Origin of the sequence: Paracoccus sp. KR1-242 (genome assembly GCF_049446195.1) — a bacterium.
GTDB classification, from domain to species: domain Bacteria; phylum Pseudomonadota; class Alphaproteobacteria; order Rhodobacterales; family Rhodobacteraceae; genus Paracoccus; species Paracoccus broussonetiae.
Genome location: NZ_JBMSED010000003.1, coordinates 45,846 through 62,086 on the forward strand (window position 1 = coordinate 45,846; position 16,241 = coordinate 62,086).

At 64.4% G+C, this 16,241-nt stretch carries 14 protein-coding genes; 6 read left to right on the plus strand and 8 right to left on the minus strand.

From position 1 onward, the window contains the following. Positions 1-2: 2 nt before the first annotated feature. The 4 genes from nikC to ACO2Q4_RS05750 are packed head-to-tail and all read left to right on the plus strand — an operon-like array spanning position 3 to position 3,760. Entirely contained in the window at positions 3-917 is a 915-nt protein-coding gene (nikC, locus tag ACO2Q4_RS05735; protein ID WP_423317957.1) for a nickel transporter permease, read from the plus strand. Next, entirely contained in the window at positions 910-1,755 is an 846-nt protein-coding gene (locus ACO2Q4_RS05740) for an ABC transporter ATP-binding protein (protein ID WP_395135315.1), read from the plus strand. Before nikC ends, ACO2Q4_RS05740 begins: the two co-directional genes overlap by 8 nt. Before the next feature lie 3 nt (positions 1,756-1,758). Further along, on the plus strand, positions 1,759-2,541 hold the full coding sequence (locus ACO2Q4_RS05745) for an ABC transporter ATP-binding protein (RefSeq protein ID WP_395135316.1): 783 nt from the start codon (positions 1,759-1,761) through the stop codon (positions 2,539-2,541). Between the two features lie 31 nt (positions 2,542-2,572). Then, entirely contained in the window at positions 2,573-3,760 is a 1,188-nt protein-coding gene (locus ACO2Q4_RS05750) for a galactarate dehydratase (RefSeq protein WP_423317959.1), read from the plus strand. 42 nt (positions 3,761-3,802) lie between these two features. Here ACO2Q4_RS05750 and ACO2Q4_RS05755 read toward each other — a convergent pair whose 3' ends face one another. The 7 genes from ACO2Q4_RS05755 to ACO2Q4_RS05785 form a co-directional block, all read right to left on the minus strand. Continuing rightward, entirely contained in the window at positions 3,803-4,765 is a 963-nt protein-coding gene (locus ACO2Q4_RS05755; RefSeq protein ID WP_423317961.1) for a mannonate dehydratase, read from the minus strand. Positions 4,766-4,818: 53 nt separating this feature from the next. Continuing rightward, the gene (locus tag ACO2Q4_RS05760) at positions 4,819-5,955 is read right to left on the minus strand and encodes a mandelate racemase/muconate lactonizing enzyme family protein (RefSeq protein ID WP_423317963.1); all 1,137 of its coding nucleotides are present in this window, start codon (positions 5,953-5,955) and stop codon (positions 4,819-4,821) included. A gap of 84 nt (positions 5,956-6,039) precedes the next feature. Next, positions 6,040-7,230: a mandelate racemase/muconate lactonizing enzyme family protein gene (locus tag ACO2Q4_RS05765; protein ID WP_423317965.1), complete on the minus strand. Its 1,191-nt coding sequence runs from the start codon at positions 7,228-7,230 to the stop codon at positions 6,040-6,042. Beyond that, on the minus strand, positions 7,227-8,948 hold the full coding sequence (locus ACO2Q4_RS05770) for an ABC transporter ATP-binding protein (RefSeq protein WP_311758051.1): 1,722 nt from the start codon (positions 8,946-8,948) through the stop codon (positions 7,227-7,229). The genes ACO2Q4_RS05765 and ACO2Q4_RS05770 overlap by 4 nt, the downstream gene beginning before the upstream one ends. Before the next feature lie 8 nt (positions 8,949-8,956). Further along, positions 8,957-10,081 (minus strand): ABC transporter permease, encoded by a 1,125-nt coding sequence (locus ACO2Q4_RS05775; RefSeq protein ID WP_311758052.1) that lies wholly within the window; start codon positions 10,079-10,081, stop codon positions 8,957-8,959. A 9-nt stretch (positions 10,082-10,090) separates the two neighbouring features. Further along, on the minus strand, positions 10,091-11,077 hold the full coding sequence (locus ACO2Q4_RS05780; protein ID WP_395135323.1) for an ABC transporter permease: 987 nt from the start codon (positions 11,075-11,077) through the stop codon (positions 10,091-10,093). Between the two features lie 60 nt (positions 11,078-11,137). Continuing rightward, the gene (locus ACO2Q4_RS05785; RefSeq protein ID WP_395135324.1) at positions 11,138-13,087 is read right to left on the minus strand and encodes an ABC transporter substrate-binding protein; all 1,950 of its coding nucleotides are present in this window, start codon (positions 13,085-13,087) and stop codon (positions 11,138-11,140) included. A gap of 216 nt (positions 13,088-13,303) precedes the next feature. Between ACO2Q4_RS05785 and ACO2Q4_RS05790 the strand changes: the two genes are divergently transcribed. Together ACO2Q4_RS05790 and ACO2Q4_RS05795 are read left to right on the plus strand one after the other, a co-directional pair. Then, complete coding sequence (locus tag ACO2Q4_RS05790; protein ID WP_311758055.1) at positions 13,304-14,023, plus strand: FadR/GntR family transcriptional regulator; 720 nt, start codon at positions 13,304-13,306, stop codon at positions 14,021-14,023. Positions 14,024-14,070: 47 nt separating this feature from the next. After that, positions 14,071-14,952, plus strand: coding sequence for an SMP-30/gluconolactonase/LRE family protein (locus ACO2Q4_RS05795; protein WP_423317969.1), 882 nt, complete (start codon positions 14,071-14,073; stop codon positions 14,950-14,952). A gap of 79 nt (positions 14,953-15,031) precedes the next feature. Here ACO2Q4_RS05795 and ACO2Q4_RS05800 read toward each other — a convergent pair whose 3' ends face one another. Further along, entirely contained in the window at positions 15,032-16,234 is a 1,203-nt protein-coding gene (locus tag ACO2Q4_RS05800; protein WP_395135328.1) for a mandelate racemase/muconate lactonizing enzyme family protein, read from the minus strand. Positions 16,235-16,241 lie beyond the last annotated feature (7 nt).

The window sequence follows — 16,241 nt, forward strand, 5'->3', positions numbered from 1 at the left end:
CCATGACCATGATCCACAAGAACGAGGGACTGCGCGCCTGGCTGCTGAGCGAGGATTTCACCTCGCCCCGGCAGGCCCGCGCCCATAAGGCCTATGTCGCGTGGCTGCGGTTCAGCTCCAACCCCCTCGCCTTTGGCGGGCTGCTGGTGGTGGTGCTGCTGGTGGTTGCGGCGCTGCTTGCGCCCTGGGTCGCGACCCATGACCCGCTGGCGCAGGACTTCGCGCTGGCCCTGCAACCCCCGTCGGCCGAGCATTGGTTCGGCACGGACGAGTTGGGCCGCGACGTCTTTTCGCGGCTGGTCTATGGCGCGCGGACGACGCTTTACATCACCATTCTCGTGACAGTGATCGTCGGGCCGATCGGCTTCGTCATCGGTGCGGCGGCGGGCTATCTGGGAGGCTGGGTCGATACTGTCCTGATGCGGGTGACCGACATCTTCCTGGCATTTCCCAGCCTGGTCCTGGCATTGGCCTTTTCGGCCGCGCTTGGCGCCGGAATCGAGAATGCGGTAATCGCCATCGCCCTGACGATCTGGCCGCCCGTCGCCCGACTGGTACGGGCCGAGACGCTGACCTTCCGCAAGGCGGATTTCGTGGTCGCGGCGGAATTGCAGGGCGCCAGCACGCAGCGGATCCTGCTCCGCTATATCGTGCCGCTTTGCGCGCCCTCGGTCATCATCCGCCTGACGCTGAACATGGCCTCGATCATCCTGACCGCGGCGGGTCTGGGCTTCCTGGGCCTTGGCGCCCAGCCCCCCTTGCCGGAATGGGGCGCGATGGCCGCGCAGGGCCGGCAATACCTGCTGGACGCCTGGTGGCTGACTGCGGTGCCGGGGCTGGCCATTCTGGTCGTCAGCCTTGCCTTCAACCTGCTCGGCGACGGGCTGCGCGATATCCTGGACCCGAAACATGCCTGACACCCAGCCTTTGCTGTCCGTCCGCAACCTGACGGTCTCGTTCCCTTCGCTGCATCTGCTGCCACCCGCGGTGCGCAATGTCAGCTTCGATGTCGGACGCGAAAAGGTCGGCATCATCGGGGAATCCGGTTCGGGGAAAAGCACCACCGGGCGCGCGATCATGCGGCTGCATCCGCCCAAGACCCGGATCACCGCCGATCGGATGGAGTTTGCCGGCCGCGACCTGCTGTCCCTGCCGGAACGCGAGATGCGCGCAATCCGCGGTCATCGTATCTCGATGATCCTGCAGGATCCGAAATACTCGCTGAACCCGGTGATGACCGTGGGCGAGCAGATCGCCGAAACGGCGATCCTGCACGAACGCCTGAACCGTCGCGAGGCGCGTCAGCGCGCAATGGAGATGATGGAAAAGGTCCATATCCGCGACCCCAAACGCGTGATGGGACTTTATCCGCACGAAATCTCGGGCGGGATGGGACAACGCATCATGATCTCGATGATGCTGATCGCAAAGCCCGCGCTGATCATCGCTGATGAACCGACCTCGGCGCTGGATGTCTCGGTCCGCCAGCAGGTCCTGTCCATTCTGGATGAGCTTGTGACCGGCAACGACATGGGCCTGATCTTCATTTCGCACGACCTGAACCTGGTGCGCAGCTTCTGCGACCGCGTGCTGATCATGTATGCGGGCCGCGTGGTCGAGGAATTGCGCGCCTGCGATCTGGATCAGGCCCGCCATCCCTATACGCGGGGCCTGCTTGAGGCCCTGCCCAACCTGACCGAACCCAAGGACCGTCTCAGCGTCCTGCGCCGCGATCCTGCCTGGGCAGAGGGGTAAGCCATGAACCGCCAGATGATCGAGGTCAGCGGCCTCAACGTCAGTTTCGGCCAGGGACGCAAGATCAACCGCGTCGTTCGGGGCGTGGACCTTGCCATCGCGCAGGGCGAATGCTTCGGACTGGTCGGGGAATCCGGCTGCGGCAAGTCGACGATCCTGGGCGCCATCGCGGGTCGGGTGAAGCAATGGCAAGGCTCAATCCGCATCGCCGGAGAAGAGGTCAGCCCGGAACGTCGCAAGCTGGACCAGTTGCGCCGCCAGCAGATCGTTTTTCAGGACCCGTTCGGCTCGCTTCACCCGCGCCACACGATCGGGACCGTGCTGTCCGAACCCCTGGACATTCACGGCATTCCCGACCGCGATGCCCGCATCGACACGGTGCTGGATCAGGTCGGTCTGCCGCGGCGCTTCCGCTTCCGCTATCCGCACCAGCTTTCGGGGGGCCAGCGCCAGCGCGTCGCGATTGCCCGCGCGCTGATCCTGGATCCCCAGATCCTGCTTTTGGACGAGCCGACTTCGGCGCTTGACGTCTCGATTCAGGCCGAGATCCTGAACCTGCTCAAGGACCTGCGCACGGAACGCGGCCTGACCTATCTGCTGGTCAGCCACGACATGGCGGTCGTGACCCATCTTTGCGACCGCATCGCCGTGATGCAGAAGGGCCGCTTCGTCGAGGTCGCCAGCCGCGACGCGATGATCCGGGGCGAGCTTCAGCATCCTTATACCCGCCAGCTGCGCGATGGCAGCCTTGGCTATCGGCCCACCGGCACCCTTGCGGCCGAGTAGGCGTGCGACACCCATATCTGAAAGGAACAAGATGAAGATCGACCGCATGCGGGTGTTCATGACCCGTGACAAGGACCGTCCCCGCGTCATCGTTGCGCTGGACACCGATGACGGGCTGACGGGCTGGGGCGAATGCTACAACCACGGCCCCGATCTGGCGCTGCCGCCGCTGCTTGACTATCTTTACGGTTTCATCGCCGGGCAGGATCCGACGCGGGTGGAACATCTCTACAACCTGATGATCCAGCAATGCCGCTTCCCCCCGGGGGCGCTGGGACTGGCGGCGATCTCGGGCTTGGATCATTGCCTGTGGGATCTGGCCGCAAAGGCGGCGGGCGTTCCGGTTTACAAGATGCTGGGGGGCGCGGTCCGTGACCGGGTCAAGGTCTATGCCGGGGTCTATACCGCCCCTGACGTTCCGGCCGCGCGCGACGAACTGGACCGCCTGAACGAGCAGTGGGGCTTCCGCGCCTTCAAGCTCAGCCCCTGGCGGCTTGAACCGAACAGCCATCGCTGGGGCGAGGTCGTGCGCAGCTCGGCCGAATATTTCCGCCAGCTGCGCGAGACGGTCGATAACAGCTATGAAATCGCCTTCGATGCCCATGCGAAGATCTTCGAACCTGCGGCGGCCCGGCAGCTTGGCAATGCCCTAGCCCCCTATGACCCGCTATTCTTCGAAGAGCCGCTGCGGCCCGAGAATATCGAGATGTATGCCGACCTGAAGCAGGGCCTGAACTGCACGCTGGCCACCGGCGAGTCGCTTTATCACCGCAACGAGTTCCTGCGCCTGCTGCAGGTCCGTGGCGCCGACATCATCCAGCCCGACATTTGCGTGGTCGGCGGGATTTCGGAAATGCGCCGCATCGCCACGCTGGCCGAGGCGCATTTCGTCAGCGTCGCGCCGCATAACCCGATGGGCCCGCTGGCCACCGCCGTCAACGTCCACTTCTCGGCCGCGCAGCAGAACTTCAAGATCCTCGAATACCGCCTGCCGGTCGGACAGGGTTATGTCTATGGCGGAACCGAGGTCGACCAGCGCGAAATGGAAGCGCGCTATGTCGTCGACCCCTACCTGCCGAAGGACGGCTATCTGGAACTGCGTCCCGACCGTCCCGGCTGGGGGGTCGAAATGGACGAAAAGGCGATGCTGGAAGACGGCTATGTCCACTGGCAGCGCAAGGTCCCGAAGCGTCCCGACGGTTCCTACGCCTTTGCCTGAAGGATTGGGGGCCGGAACGCGATGCGTTCCGGCCCCGCGCCCCTATCTTCTTTCCTGTAGCAGCGCCGCGATATAGCCGTAGCAGAATGCGAATGCGACGCCGCGTTCGTTTTCACCCGACAGCGTCGGCGCGTGGTCGGGCATGACCATATAGCGGTATCCGGTGTCGCGCAGCGCATCCATGACCGCGGGCATGTCGATGTCACCTTCGTCCGGCAGGGTCTCGCGGAAGGAATAAAGGCCACCGGCGATATTGCGGAAATGGATGTTCATGATCTTGCCACGCTCGCCGAACCAGCGGGTGATGGCGGGCACTTCCGAGACGTCGTCAATCATCTCGCCCAGCGTGCCGATGCAGAAGTTCAGGCCGTGGACCGGGCTTTCATGCATCGAGACGAAGCGCTTCATGCCCTCGACCGTGCCCAGAACACGGGTCACGCCCTTGTAGCCCGGCGGCGTGGCCGGGTCGTGGGGGTGGCAGGCCAGCCGGATATTGGCGGCCTCGGCGACCGGGACGATGCGGGCCAGGAAATAGTCGATGCGGCTCCAGATCTCGTCCTCTGCGATCTGGCCGGCGGGGCCGGGTTCGTCCTGATCCATCAGATCCCAGCGGAAGGCTTCGGCCCGGGCGCCGCCGCGGCCGGCCTCCATCGGGCTGCGCGGAATGCCGATATAGTTGAAATTGTACTTGACCGAGGGGATGCCGACGGCGGCGCAATCCTCGATCAGCTTGCAGATGCCGTCGATCTGGCGGTCGCGCTCGGGCCCGGCCAGCATGATGTCGGGGCATTTCGCGCGATCCACCGGCACCGAGCCCAGCGGCAATTGCAGCATGTCCAGCGTCAGCCCGAACCCCTCGATCCGCTCGCGGAAGCGCGACAGATGCGCCACGTCCCAGCCCCGCCAGTCGCCATCGGGGTCGGCGCAGACATGATCCACGCCAAGCTGCTTCATCACCCGGTAGTCATCGTCGTTCCGCGCTGGAAGCTGCGTGCCAAGATACATCACGATCCTCGTCGAATTGCGCCGGGTGCGGTCCGCAGTCCCGGCTGAAAATGCTATTTGCTGCCGCCGGTGAAGCTTCTGCGCAGGCGGTCGGGATCAAGCCGCACCGCAGCCAGCGCCGCCTTGTCGAAGCGAATTCCATGACCGGGCCGCGCGGGCGGAATGCCCACCGCATCCTGCGGCTCGATCGGCTCTTCCAGCAAACCCAGTTCGGTGAAGCTGCCACCAACCACGTTTTCCAGCATGAAGGCGTTCGGAACCCCGCAGAGAAGCTGCAATGACAACTCCATCATGTAGTGGGGCGCGACGGGCTTGCCGAAGATCTCGGCCAGATGCGCGATCTTGAGCCATTCGGTGATCCCGCCGATAAAGGCCACGTCCGCCTGCACGTAATCGACCGCGCCCGCCTGCAGATAAGCCAGAACCTGCGACCGCGAATGCAGGCTTTCCCCCAGTGCGATCGGCGTGCGGATCGCGCGGCGCAAGGCGACATGGGCATCAAGGTCGGTGAAGGGCAAGGGTTCTTCGATCCAGCCAAGGCCCAACCCGTCCAGACGGCCCGCATGGACGCGCGCGTCGTGGGCCGTCCATTTCTGGTTCAGGTCCACGAACAGCTTGCCATGCCGGCCCAGAATTTGTTGGATCCGGGTGATGCGCTCGATATCCTCCTCGATATCGGCGCGGCCGATCTTGATCTTGACCGCGCGATAGCCACGCGACAGGTAGCCGTCGACGCGACCAAGGACGTCCGCCAGCGTGTCGCTTTCCTTCATCACGATCTCGCTGATATAGGCTGGGATGCTGTCCCGCGCGCCACCGATCAATTGGTAAAGCGGACGATCATGCAGCTTGCCAAGGATGTCCCAGACTGCGATGTCGATGGCGGCGATCCCCATCGCGTTGATGCCAAGCCCCAGCCGCCGCGACTGACGCTGCATCTTGGCCCAGATCCGTTCGTAATCCTGGGGGTCCATCCCGATGACCAGCGGGGCCAGGTAATCCTGCACCAGCGCAAGAATGGCGCTGCCACCGATATCGACCGTATAGGTAAAGCCGGTGCCGATGATGCCGGTATCGGTCTCGACCTCGACGAAGACGAACTCCAGGCCATCGACCCGGTTCGTTGCATCCTCCCACGGGACCGAGGGCGGCAGGCGGCAGGCTTCAGCTCGGACATCGACAATCTTCATGGCTTCTTCTCTTTCGGCATTTCGACCAGGCCGGGGCGCAGCGTCGGCCGCGCCCGCAGGCAAACGAGGATCCGACCTCTCGGGTCAGGCGTTGAAATAGCGACGGCGGCCAAGCCGGCTTTGCACATGCAGATGCTCGCGCGCCGTTCCCGGCAGATACTCGCTGCCGGACTTCTCGGACGGCGCCGAGACATTCCCGCGGGTCGGGCGGCTCAGCACGAAATCCTCGTCAATGTCGCAGCCAAGCCCCGGGGCATCGGGCACGTCCAGAAACCCGTCCCGCGCGACCGGATGTGGCAGGATCGTCCTGACCCGCCCCGCCCAGTCATCGTCGAAACGTTCAAGGATCAACCCGTTCGGAATCGAGGCCAGCAGGTGCAGCGCGGCATATTCCGCGACCGGGCCCAGCGAACCCGAATGCGGCGCGACCTGGATGTAATGCGCCTCGGCCATGCCGGCGATCTTCTTCATCTGGGTAAAGCCGCCCGCGCGCCCGGTATCGGGCTGGATCACGTCGACCAGATCCTCTTCGATCAACTGGCGCTCGCCGAAGATCGTTGCCATCCGCTCGCCCGCCGCCAGGGGAACATGCGCGGCGTCGCGGATACGGCGATAACCGTCAAGATTTTCGGGCGCGACCGGATCCTCGATCCATAGCGGGTCGTAAGGTTCCAGCGCGCGCGCCACCCGCGCCGCATCGGCCGGGGTCAGCCACGGCGGGCCATGCAGGTCAATGGCAATGTCCACATCGTCCCCGACCGCTTCGCGCAGGTCGGCGAACTTGCGCACCGGATCGCCCACGCCACCGCATTTGATCGCCTTGATGCCACGCGCCTTCAGGGCCAGCGCCTGAGCCGGAGTATTGGCATGGGAATAGATCGGGATGCGGTCACGCAGCTTTCCACCCAGCAACATCCAGACCGGGACACCAAGCGCCTTGCCCTTGATGTCCCATAGCGCCATGTCGATGCCTGTCAGCGCACCGCCACCGACCGTGCCGATCATGCCATGCCCCATCATCGCGATGGTCAGCTTCTGAGCGATCAGTTCGGTATTGCGCGGATCCTCTCCGACCAGCAGCGGGGTCAGGTCGCGCAGGGCGGTTTCGACGACGCGCGGCCAGCCCGAGCATTCGCCAATCCCCGTGATCCCCGCATCCGTCTCAATCTTCAGGAACAGCCAGTTGCGCGTGCCCGATGCACCGGGCGCCGGCTCCAGCGGGGCGCCGGGCCATTCGGCATGCATCAGGAAGGTCTTGAGTGCGGTGATCTTCATCCGAAAGCCCTTGTCGGCGCAGGCGCATCCTCGGCGCGATAGCGGAAGCGGCGGGAACGGTCGCGGTCGCGCGGGTCCGGTCGCGGGATCGCGGACAGCAGCGCCTGGGTATAGGGGTGGTCGGGATCATTGCAGACCTTTTCGGCCGCCCCCACCTCGACCAGCTTGCCGCGATACATCACGCCCACCCGGTCGCACATGTAGCGGATCACGCCGATATCGTGGCTGATGAAGATATAGGCCAGCCCCAGTTCGTCCTGCAGCCGCATCAGCAGGTCCAGAACCTGGCTGCGGACCGAGACATCCAGCGCCGATGTCGCCTCGTCCGCGACGATCACGCGCGGGTTCAGCGTGATGGCGCGCGCGATGCCGATCCTTTGCCGCTGCCCCCCCGAAAAGGCGTGGGGATAGCGTTCGCGGGTCGAGGGGTTCAGCCCGACCTGCTCCATCAGGTGGCAGACCCGTTCGTCCAGCGCCCGCCCGCGGGCCAGACCGTTGACCAGAAGCGGCTCGCCGATGATCTGGGCCACCGTCATCCGGGGGTTGAGTGAGCCGAACGGGTCCTGAAAGACCATGCGCAATTCGCGCCGTACGGCCTTCAGCTCGGCCCCGTGCAGCGCGGTCAGGTCGACCTGCTTCCCATCCGCGCGACGATACAAAATACGCCCGCCGGTCGGGTCGTAAAGCCGCATCACCGCGCGGCCCATCGTCGTCTTGCCCGACCCGCTTTCCCCCACGATGCCCAGTGTCTCGCCCGGTTGCAGCGTGATCGACACCTTGTCCAGCGCCGTCAGCTCGCCAAACTTCATCGTCAGGCCCTGGATGTCCAGGATCGGCGCGGCGCTCATGTCCAGCGGCGGGCGGTTGACGCGGGCCTCGGCCTTGCGCTCCAGCTTCAGGACCGAGCCGATCAGCATCCTGGTGTAGTCATCCTTGGGCGCATGGAAGATCTGCTCGACGGGGCCATATTCCTTGACGACGCCATGGTGCATGACCAGCACGTCATCGGCGATCTGCGCGACCACGCCCATGTCATGGGTGATGAACAGCACCGCCATGCCATGCGTCTTTTGCAGTTTTGCGATCAGGTCGAGGATCTCGGCCTGGGTCGTCACGTCCAGCGCGGTGGTCGGCTCGTCCGCGATCAGCAATTGCGGCTTGCAGGCCAGCGCCATGGCGATCATGGCCCGCTGCCGCATCCCGCCCGAATACTCAAAGGCATAGCGGTCGACCGCCTTTTCGGGATTCGGGATCTCGACTTGCCGCAGCAGGTTGATGGCTTCCGCGCGCGCGGCGGCCTTGCCCATCTTCAGATGCAGGCGAAGCGCCTCGATGATCTGGTCACCGACGGTATGGACCGGCGACAGCGAAGACATCGGCTCCTGAAAGATCATCGCGATCTCGGCCCCACGGACCGCGCGGATCGCCTTGCCGCGCGGATCCAGCCGGGCAAGATCGACAGAGCTGCCATCCGGCCGGTTCAACAGGATCTGACCCGAAGCGATGCGGCCCGGCACATCCACGATCTGCAGGATCGAACGCGCCGTGACCGACTTTCCCGATCCGCTTTCGCCCACGACACACAGGGTCTTGCCCGGCTCGATGGAAAACGACACGCCGTTCACGGCCGTGAATACCCCCGTCCGCAGGGGGAATTCGGTGACGAGGTCGCGGACCTCCAGCAGGGGGCGCCCGGCGGGCGACGGGGCATCGGACATGGGCGCACTCATTTGTTATAGGGATCGGCCGCATCGCGCAGGCCGTCGCCAAGAAGGTTCAGCGCCATCACGGCGACCACCACGGCCGCGCCGGGCAGGAACAGCCAGGGTGCCGTCGCGATCGAGCGGATGTTCTGCGCCTCGCGCAGAAGCACGCCCCAGGAAATTGTCGGCGGCTGCAGGCCCAGCCCCAGGAAGGACAGCGAGGTTTCGGCCAGGATCATTGCGGGAACGGCCAGCGTGACCGAGGCGATGATGTGGCTGGCGAAACTGGGCAGCATGTGGCGGAAGATGATCCGCCGCTCGGGGACGCCGTCAAGCCGGGCAGCGGCCACGAATTCCTCGGATCGAAGCGACAGGAAACGTCCGCGCACCACCCGCGCCAGTTGCGCCCAGGCCGTGAGGGACAGGATGATGGTGATCATCATGTATTGCAGCGTCGCGGGCCAGTTCTGCGGCAGCGCCGCCGCGAGCGCCAGCCAGATCGGGATCGTCGGCAGGGCCAGAACGAATTCGATCACCCGCTGGATCACGAAGTCGACCCGCCCGCCGTAATAACCCGAAATTCCGCCCAGGATGATCCCCAGCGCCAGCGACAGGAACACGCCGACAAGCCCGATGGACAGCGATACCTGTGCGCCCTGCACCACGCGGGAATAGACGTCTCGCCCCAGCCGATCCGCACCGAACAGGTAAAGCGGCTGTTTCGGGTCCGAAGACGCGAACAAATGGATATTGGTCCTGAACAGTCCCAGCACGGAATATTCATAGCCGCGCCCGAACAGCTGGATCGGCACCTTCTTCGTCGGATCCTCCTTGAAGATCGCGGCCAGCGTCTCGGGATCGCGGGTCATCTTCAGGGGGCGGAAATACAGGCCCAGGCTGAACCCGTCCGTCCGGTCGATCAGATGCACCGCCTGCGGCGGGTGAAAGGTCGAGCGCGCGTTCTGCTTGATCGGATCGTTGATCGCGAAAAAGCCCGGCACCAGGGCGACGGTGTACAGCATGATGGTCACGACCAGCGCGATCATGGCCAGCTTGTGGCGGCGGAAGGCCCACCAGATCAGCTGCCATTGCGAGGCGACGGCGACGCGTTCGGCCGGAACTTCGGTCTGCAAAGTGGCATCAGTCATCGCTTGCACTCATTCTAGCCGGATGCGGGGATCGACCAACGCCAACAGGATGTCGCTGACCAACGAGCCGATCAGCGTCAGCGCGCAGATCAGCAGCACGAAGGCACCGGCAAGATACATGTCCTGCGCCATCAGCGATTGCAGGAGCATCGGCGCGGCGGTGGGCAGGTTCAGCACGATGGCAACCACGACCGAGCCCGAGATCAGGTTCGGCAGCAGCCATGCGATGGTCGAGATGAAAGGGTTCAGCGCGATGCGCATCGGATATTTCATCAGCAATCGCCGCTCGGACAATCCCTTGGCCCGGGCTGTGGTGACGTAGGGCTTGGGCAACTCGTCCAGCATGTTCGCGCGCATGACGCGGATCAGGCTCGCGGTCGAGGACACGGCCAGGATCACCACCGGCAACCACAGATGGTGAAGCAGGTCGACCATCTTGCCGAAGCTCCAGGCCGCGTTCTCGAACTCGGGCGAGAACAAACCGCCGACCGCCTGCCCGAAATGAACGGCGGCGATATACATCAGCACCAGCGCCAGCAGGAAGGACGGGATCGACAGGCCAAGGAAGCTGAAGACGGTAAAGGCATAGTCGCCGATCGAATATTTGCGAACCGCCGAATAGACGCCGATCGGCAGGGCGATGGCCCATGTCACGATCAGGCTTGCCACCGCCAGCACCAGCGTCAGGGCCATCCGTTCCCAGATCAGGCCTGAAACGGGTTGCTGCCATTCGAAGGACAGGCCGAAATCGCCGCGCGTGACGATGCCCCAGACCCATTTCAGGTATTGGACGATCATCGGCTGGTCCAGGCCGAAGCGCTCGCGCAATTGCGCGGCGGCGTTCTGGTCCACGATCTCGTTCGACGAGGCCAGCGTGGCGACATAGGTGGTGACATAGTCCCCTGGCGGCAGCTGGATCAGCACGAAGGCCAGAAAGCTGACGGCAAACAGCGAGGGGATCATCCAAAGGAAGCGCTTGGCGATGAAACGCAGCATCCGACGGCTCCGGGCAAGACGAAAGCGGCCGGCCCCGCAAGGCCGGCCGAATGTGGAATATCAGCTCGTGAAATAGAACTGCTGCGGCAGGGCCGGGCCGGGGTTCGGCCAGGACCAGCTGTCGGGCTGGGTTTCGGGAACGTTGCGCAGGTTGTTGCGAATGATCCCGAAACCGCCGACGGCGAGACAGACGCCGACCGTTTCGAACGCTTCGGCGGTCAGGTCAAAGACCTGCTTCATGATCTCGCCGCGCTTGTTCAGGTCCGCGGTCGCCCGGGCCTCGTCGAACAGCTTGAAACGCTGCTTCTGGCTTTCCGGCGGCTCTTCACCGTCGGCCCCGTTCGAGGTGTACCACATTGCCCACGGAATCGCGTAGCGCGAGCCCTGCGGGTGGAAGGCAAAGAAGTCGCGAGGATCCAGCATCGGATCAAGGCCGCCGGGCCCCGGCCAGACCTGCGCGTCATGGGCATTGTCATCGCCACGCGTGTAGTAAAGCGCGCGCTCGATCGTGTTCACCTTGACGTCGAAGCCAAGCTCGGCCCAATGCGCCTTGACCAGTTCCAGCGTGTCGACAAGGTCCGGGTAAAGCGTCGGGATCACGTCGATGGCAAAGAAGGTCGCACCGCCGTCCGGCCGCACCCGCCAGCCGTTGCCGTCGCGCTTGTCATAACCCGCCTCGTCCAGCATCGCGTTGGCCTTGTCCGGGTCATAGTCCGTGAATTGCCGGGCCAGAGTCTCGTGATACCAGGGATGGCCCGGGCGAGGACCGGTCTGATAAGGCTCGCTTTGCCCGAAATAGACGATCTCGATGATCTCTTGCCGGTTCAGGCCCAGCGACAGCGCCTGACGGACCGCCTTGTTCGCGAACATCTCGCGCATGCCGGGGTCCTTGTGGGCCATGTTCAGATAGATCTGGCACTGCTGCGCGGCGGAAGGAATCAGTTTCAGCAGGCGGTAGTCGCCCTTCTCGGCATTCTCGGACAGGGTCGGCTTGTTGGCGAGAACGCTGATATGGCGGTCCTGGATGTCGATCTGGCCCGAAATCACGCTGAGCATCAGCGATTCTACATCCTGCGAGATGCCGAAATGCAGTTCATCCGCATAGGGAAGCTGGTTCCCCTCGGTATCGACCTGCCAGAAATAGGGGTTGCGGGTCATGACCACGCGGGTCGCGCCGCCGGTATAGGGTTCCTTGACGACCCAGGGATCGACCGTCGGCTTCTCGGGATTGGCCCAGCGACTGGGAATTTCGATGTCACCGCATTTGGCGCGGAACAGTTCGGCCCAGCCGCCCAGCCCCGCCGCCTTTGCCTCGGCTTCAAGATCGCGGCCGGACGAGGGCAGGAACTGGCTGCAGTAATGCTTGGGAAACAGCGTCGGGTGCTGGCCCAGCGGTGTCGCCAGGTTTTCAAGGAACAGGGCGTTCGGCGCGGCGAAGGTGAATTTCACGGTGGTGTCGTCGACCTTTTCGACCTCGACCGCCTTGCCAGCGACTTGAAGCTGGGCCGGGGTGGCGCTGTAAAGGTCGGGGTTCTTCACCACGTCCTCGATCGCGAAGACGATGTCTTCGGCGGTAAATGGCTGGCCGTCGGACCAGCGCATCCCCTGCCGCAGCTTGAAGGTGAACTGCTTCGCGTCCGGGCTGATCTCCCAGCTGTCGGCGACGTTGGGCAGGACTTCGGTGAAGTCCATGTTCCAGCGCACCAGCCCCTGGTTGCCAACCATCCGCAGTATGCCGTTATGGTCGGACGATCCGCGCAGCCCGCGCCGGATCGCGCCGCCATAGGTGCCGATCTTCTCATGCGGGGTGACGACAAGCGGGTTGGCAGGCAGGCGGTCACTCACTGCGGGCAGGCCACCCGACTTGACCAGCTCGGCCAGTGCCGGCGCCTCGTTCACGGTCGCGGCGCGAACCTGACCCGCGAATACTGAAAGCGCGACGACGCTTCCCGACGCGGCCAGAAAGCTGCGCCGGCTCAGCCCGCGCGGCAGCGGATTACTGTCATGCATCCTCGTTCTCCTCCCAGAGCAATCTTGGCTGCAAAGCCCGCCCCCGTCGCCGACCCCTCCCAAGGCCGCTTCGCCACGAGGCGATTGCAACGAGGGAATGGTTATCAAACGATCAGAAGATTACAAGTATTGACAGATTATGACAGCTTCCTAAGTTGGCGGGACATGCCAAGCCGGGACAAAGCGAAGACCAGACAGGCTGCGGGGAACCAGGTGATGTCCGCGATCAAGGGGCACGAGCAGAAGGCCGGGGGCGCCCGATACAGCGACATCATCTATGAAAAGATCATCGCGATGATTGCCGATGGTCGCTTTCCGCTGAACGAAAGGCTGCCTTCGGAACCGAATCTGGCGGCGATGCTGGGCGCCTCGCGCCCGGTGCTGCGAGAGGCGCTTGAGAGGATGCGACAGGACAACCTGATCGTATCGCGCAAGGGATCAGGTTCCTATGTGCGGCAGCGCCCTGACAGCACCATGCTGCAACAGGTTCCGGTGGGTTCGCTGGCCGAAGTTCAGCGATTTTTCGAATTCCGCGCAGGATTGGAAGCTGGGGCTGCCGAACTGGCCGCCCGCAATGCGACAGTCGCGGACCGCCACCGCATCGCCGAGGCGCTGGCCCGGCTGGAAAGCGCGATCCAGCGCGGAGAACTGGGGGCCGAGGAGGATCTGGCCCTGCATGACGCGATTGCCGTTGCGGGCGGAAATCCCTTTCACCAGCAGATCCGCAACATCTATCGTTCGCATTTCGCCATGGGGCATTCCGTGACGCGCAGCCTGAACCTGCGCCGTTCGCCGCCGAATCTGCGTGCGGTGCAGGACGAACACAACGCCATCGTCGCCGCCATCCTTGACCGGGATGAGGCCGGCGCGGCAGCCGCCATGCGCAACCACATCCTGAACGCGCGCAACCGCATGTTCAGCGGCGTGGACGACTGAGATCATGACATGCGGGCCCCGGCGGCCCGCGACAGGGGGGACTACTGGTGACCAAACATGCGCGCTTCACGCCGCAGATCCGCAGGCTGATCGACATACCGCTGCAGGTCGGCGAATCCCCCGTCTGGGACGACCGCGAAGGCGTGCTCTGGTTCGTCGATACGCTTGCCCCCGCCGTCTTTCGCAGGCACGGGGACGGTCGGCTTGATCGCTTCGACATGCCAGCGGCCGCTGGCTGCCTTGGCCTTTGCGAAAGCGGGCTGATCGCGGTCGGCCTGCAGACCGGCGTTCACCTGCTGGATCCGCACGACGGTTCGCTGACCCTGCTTTGCAATCCCGACCAGGGACGCCCCGATAGCAGGCTGAACGACGGAAAGGTCGGTCCTGACGGCTGTTTCTGGGTCGGCACCCGCGACGAAGCCGTGCCGCAGACCGGGAATGCCCGACTGTATCGCGTCGCGCCCGATGGCAGCTTCACAACCGTGTTGGACGGGCTGCTGACCTCGAACGGCTTGGCGTGGAGCCCGGACGGAACCCGCATGTATCATTCGGACAGCAGCGGACTTTTCGTTCAGGCGCTGGATTTCGACCCCGCGACCGGAACCACGGGCCAACCCGTGCGACTGCATGACAACGCCCCCGACGAAGGCCGCCCGGATGGTGCCGCGATGGACGCCGAAGGATATTACTGGAGCGCGGGCGTCCGCTCCGGTCGGCTGAACCGGATGGATCCGCAGGGCAATATCGTCGAGGTCTGGGATCTGCCCCACAAGGGATGCAGCATGCCCTGCTTCGGTGGGCCAGACCTGCGGACACTTTATGTCACCTGCCTGCACATGCCGCGCGAGGATGGGACGATGGAGCCCGGCACCCTGCTTGCGCTGGACGCGCCGGTTGCAGGCGCACCGGTCCATCGCATGGCGATTTAGGATCGGACGCCGACCCAGGCTGGGACAGGGGCCGGTTCACGGCCCCTGAGTAATCCCCTTGCGGTTTCGCCCGCCCGCGTCAATCCGCGACCGAGAAACGGCGGGACACGGTAAAGGCCTTGTCCAGATCGGGGTTCAACTCCATCCCCAGACCCGCTCCCGGCGGGACCGTGATCATGCCGTTCCGGACCTCGGGCAGCGCCGTGACAAGGTCGCGGTACCACGTCTTGTAGAAGGCGCGGACGCTTTCCTGCACCAGCGCATTCGGCGCATTCAGCGACAGGTGGGTCGAGGCGCACAGGACGACCGGCCCCGTGCAGTCATGGGGCGCGACCGGCAGATGCCATGCCTCGGCCATGGCCGCGATCTTGCGGGCCTCGGACAGGCCGCCGCACCAGCTGATATCCAGCATGACCACGCCCGCCGCGTCGGTTTCCAGCAGGTCGCGGAAGCCCCAGCGCGTTCCCAGCGTCTCGGAAGCCGAGATCGGCGCGGGCGAGACGGCGGCATAGCGTTTCAGGCTGGACAGGCTGTCCATCTTGATCGGGTCTTCGTGCCAGAAGGTCTGATAGGGGGTCAGCGCCTTGGCGATCTGCATCGCGGGCAGAAGCTGCCACATCGAGTGGAACTCGACCATGATGTCCATGCGGTCGCCCACAGCGCTGCGGATCTTCTCGAACGGCTCCAGCGCCGATTTCAGGTCGGGCAGCGAGATATACTGGCCGCGCGTCTTTTCCGCCGCGATGTCGAAGGGCCAGATCTTCATCGCCGTGATGCCCTCTTCCAGCAGCGAATGGGCCAGTTCGTCGGCACGATGCAGGAAGCCGTTCAGGTCGTCGTAATTGCTGATCTTAGTCGCGGACAAGTCATAGTTGGCGGTGGTCTGCCCGGTCGCCTTCTTGATGTATTCCGTACCCGCGCAGGTGTTGTAGGTGCGGATCTCGCTCCGGCTGAATCCGCCCAGAAGCTGGGCGATGGGCTGGCCCGTCGCCTTGCCGAAAATGTCCCACAGCGCGATGTCGAAGGCGGAGTTGCCCCGCACCTCGGCCCCCGAGGACCGGAATCCAAGATAGCCGACCAGTTCCGACGCAAGCAGGTCGATCTGCAGCGGATTGCGCCCGATCACGCGCGGCGCGACATATTCGTGGATATAGGCCTCGACCGTCTCGGCCCCGAAGAAGGTTTCGCCAAGCCCGGTCAGACCTTCATCCGTGTGGACCAGAACCCAAAGCAGGTTCGGTCGTTCGGCCACGCGGACCGTTTCAAGTTTCGTGATTTTCATGCGTTGT

What these genes read in the sequence shown, in the direction of transcription:
- ACO2Q4_RS05780 (WP_395135323.1), bottom strand. Translation starts at nt 11,077, where the DNA reads ATGCTGCGTTTCATCGCCAAGCGCTTCCTTTGGATGATCCCCTCGCTG.
- ACO2Q4_RS05740 (WP_395135315.1), top strand. Translation starts at nt 910, where the DNA reads ATGCCTGACACCCAGCCTTTGCTGTCCGTCCGCAACCTGACGGTCTCG.
- ACO2Q4_RS05790 (WP_311758055.1), top strand. Translation starts at nt 13,304, where the DNA reads ATGTCCGCGATCAAGGGGCACGAGCAGAAGGCCGGGGGCGCCCGATAC.
- ACO2Q4_RS05745 (WP_395135316.1), top strand. Translation starts at nt 1,759, where the DNA reads ATGAACCGCCAGATGATCGAGGTCAGCGGCCTCAACGTCAGTTTCGGC.
- ACO2Q4_RS05750 (WP_423317959.1), top strand. Translation starts at nt 2,573, where the DNA reads ATGAAGATCGACCGCATGCGGGTGTTCATGACCCGTGACAAGGACCGT.
- ACO2Q4_RS05775 (WP_311758052.1), bottom strand. Translation starts at nt 10,081, where the DNA reads ATGACTGATGCCACTTTGCAGACCGAAGTTCCGGCCGAACGCGTCGCC.
- ACO2Q4_RS05755 (WP_423317961.1), bottom strand. Translation starts at nt 4,765, where the DNA reads ATGTATCTTGGCACGCAGCTTCCAGCGCGGAACGACGATGACTACCGG.
- nikC (WP_423317957.1), top strand. Translation starts at nt 3, where the DNA reads ATGACCATGATCCACAAGAACGAGGGACTGCGCGCCTGGCTGCTGAGC.
- ACO2Q4_RS05800 (WP_395135328.1), bottom strand. Translation starts at nt 16,234, where the DNA reads ATGAAAATCACGAAACTTGAAACGGTCCGCGTGGCCGAACGACCGAAC.
- ACO2Q4_RS05770 (WP_311758051.1), bottom strand. Translation starts at nt 8,948, where the DNA reads ATGTCCGATGCCCCGTCGCCCGCCGGGCGCCCCCTGCTGGAGGTCCGC.
- ACO2Q4_RS05760 (WP_423317963.1), bottom strand. Translation starts at nt 5,955, where the DNA reads ATGAAGATTGTCGATGTCCGAGCTGAAGCCTGCCGCCTGCCGCCCTCG.
- ACO2Q4_RS05785 (WP_395135324.1), bottom strand. Translation starts at nt 13,087, where the DNA reads ATGCATGACAGTAATCCGCTGCCGCGCGGGCTGAGCCGGCGCAGCTTT.
- ACO2Q4_RS05765 (WP_423317965.1), bottom strand. Translation starts at nt 7,230, where the DNA reads ATGAAGATCACCGCACTCAAGACCTTCCTGATGCATGCCGAATGGCCC.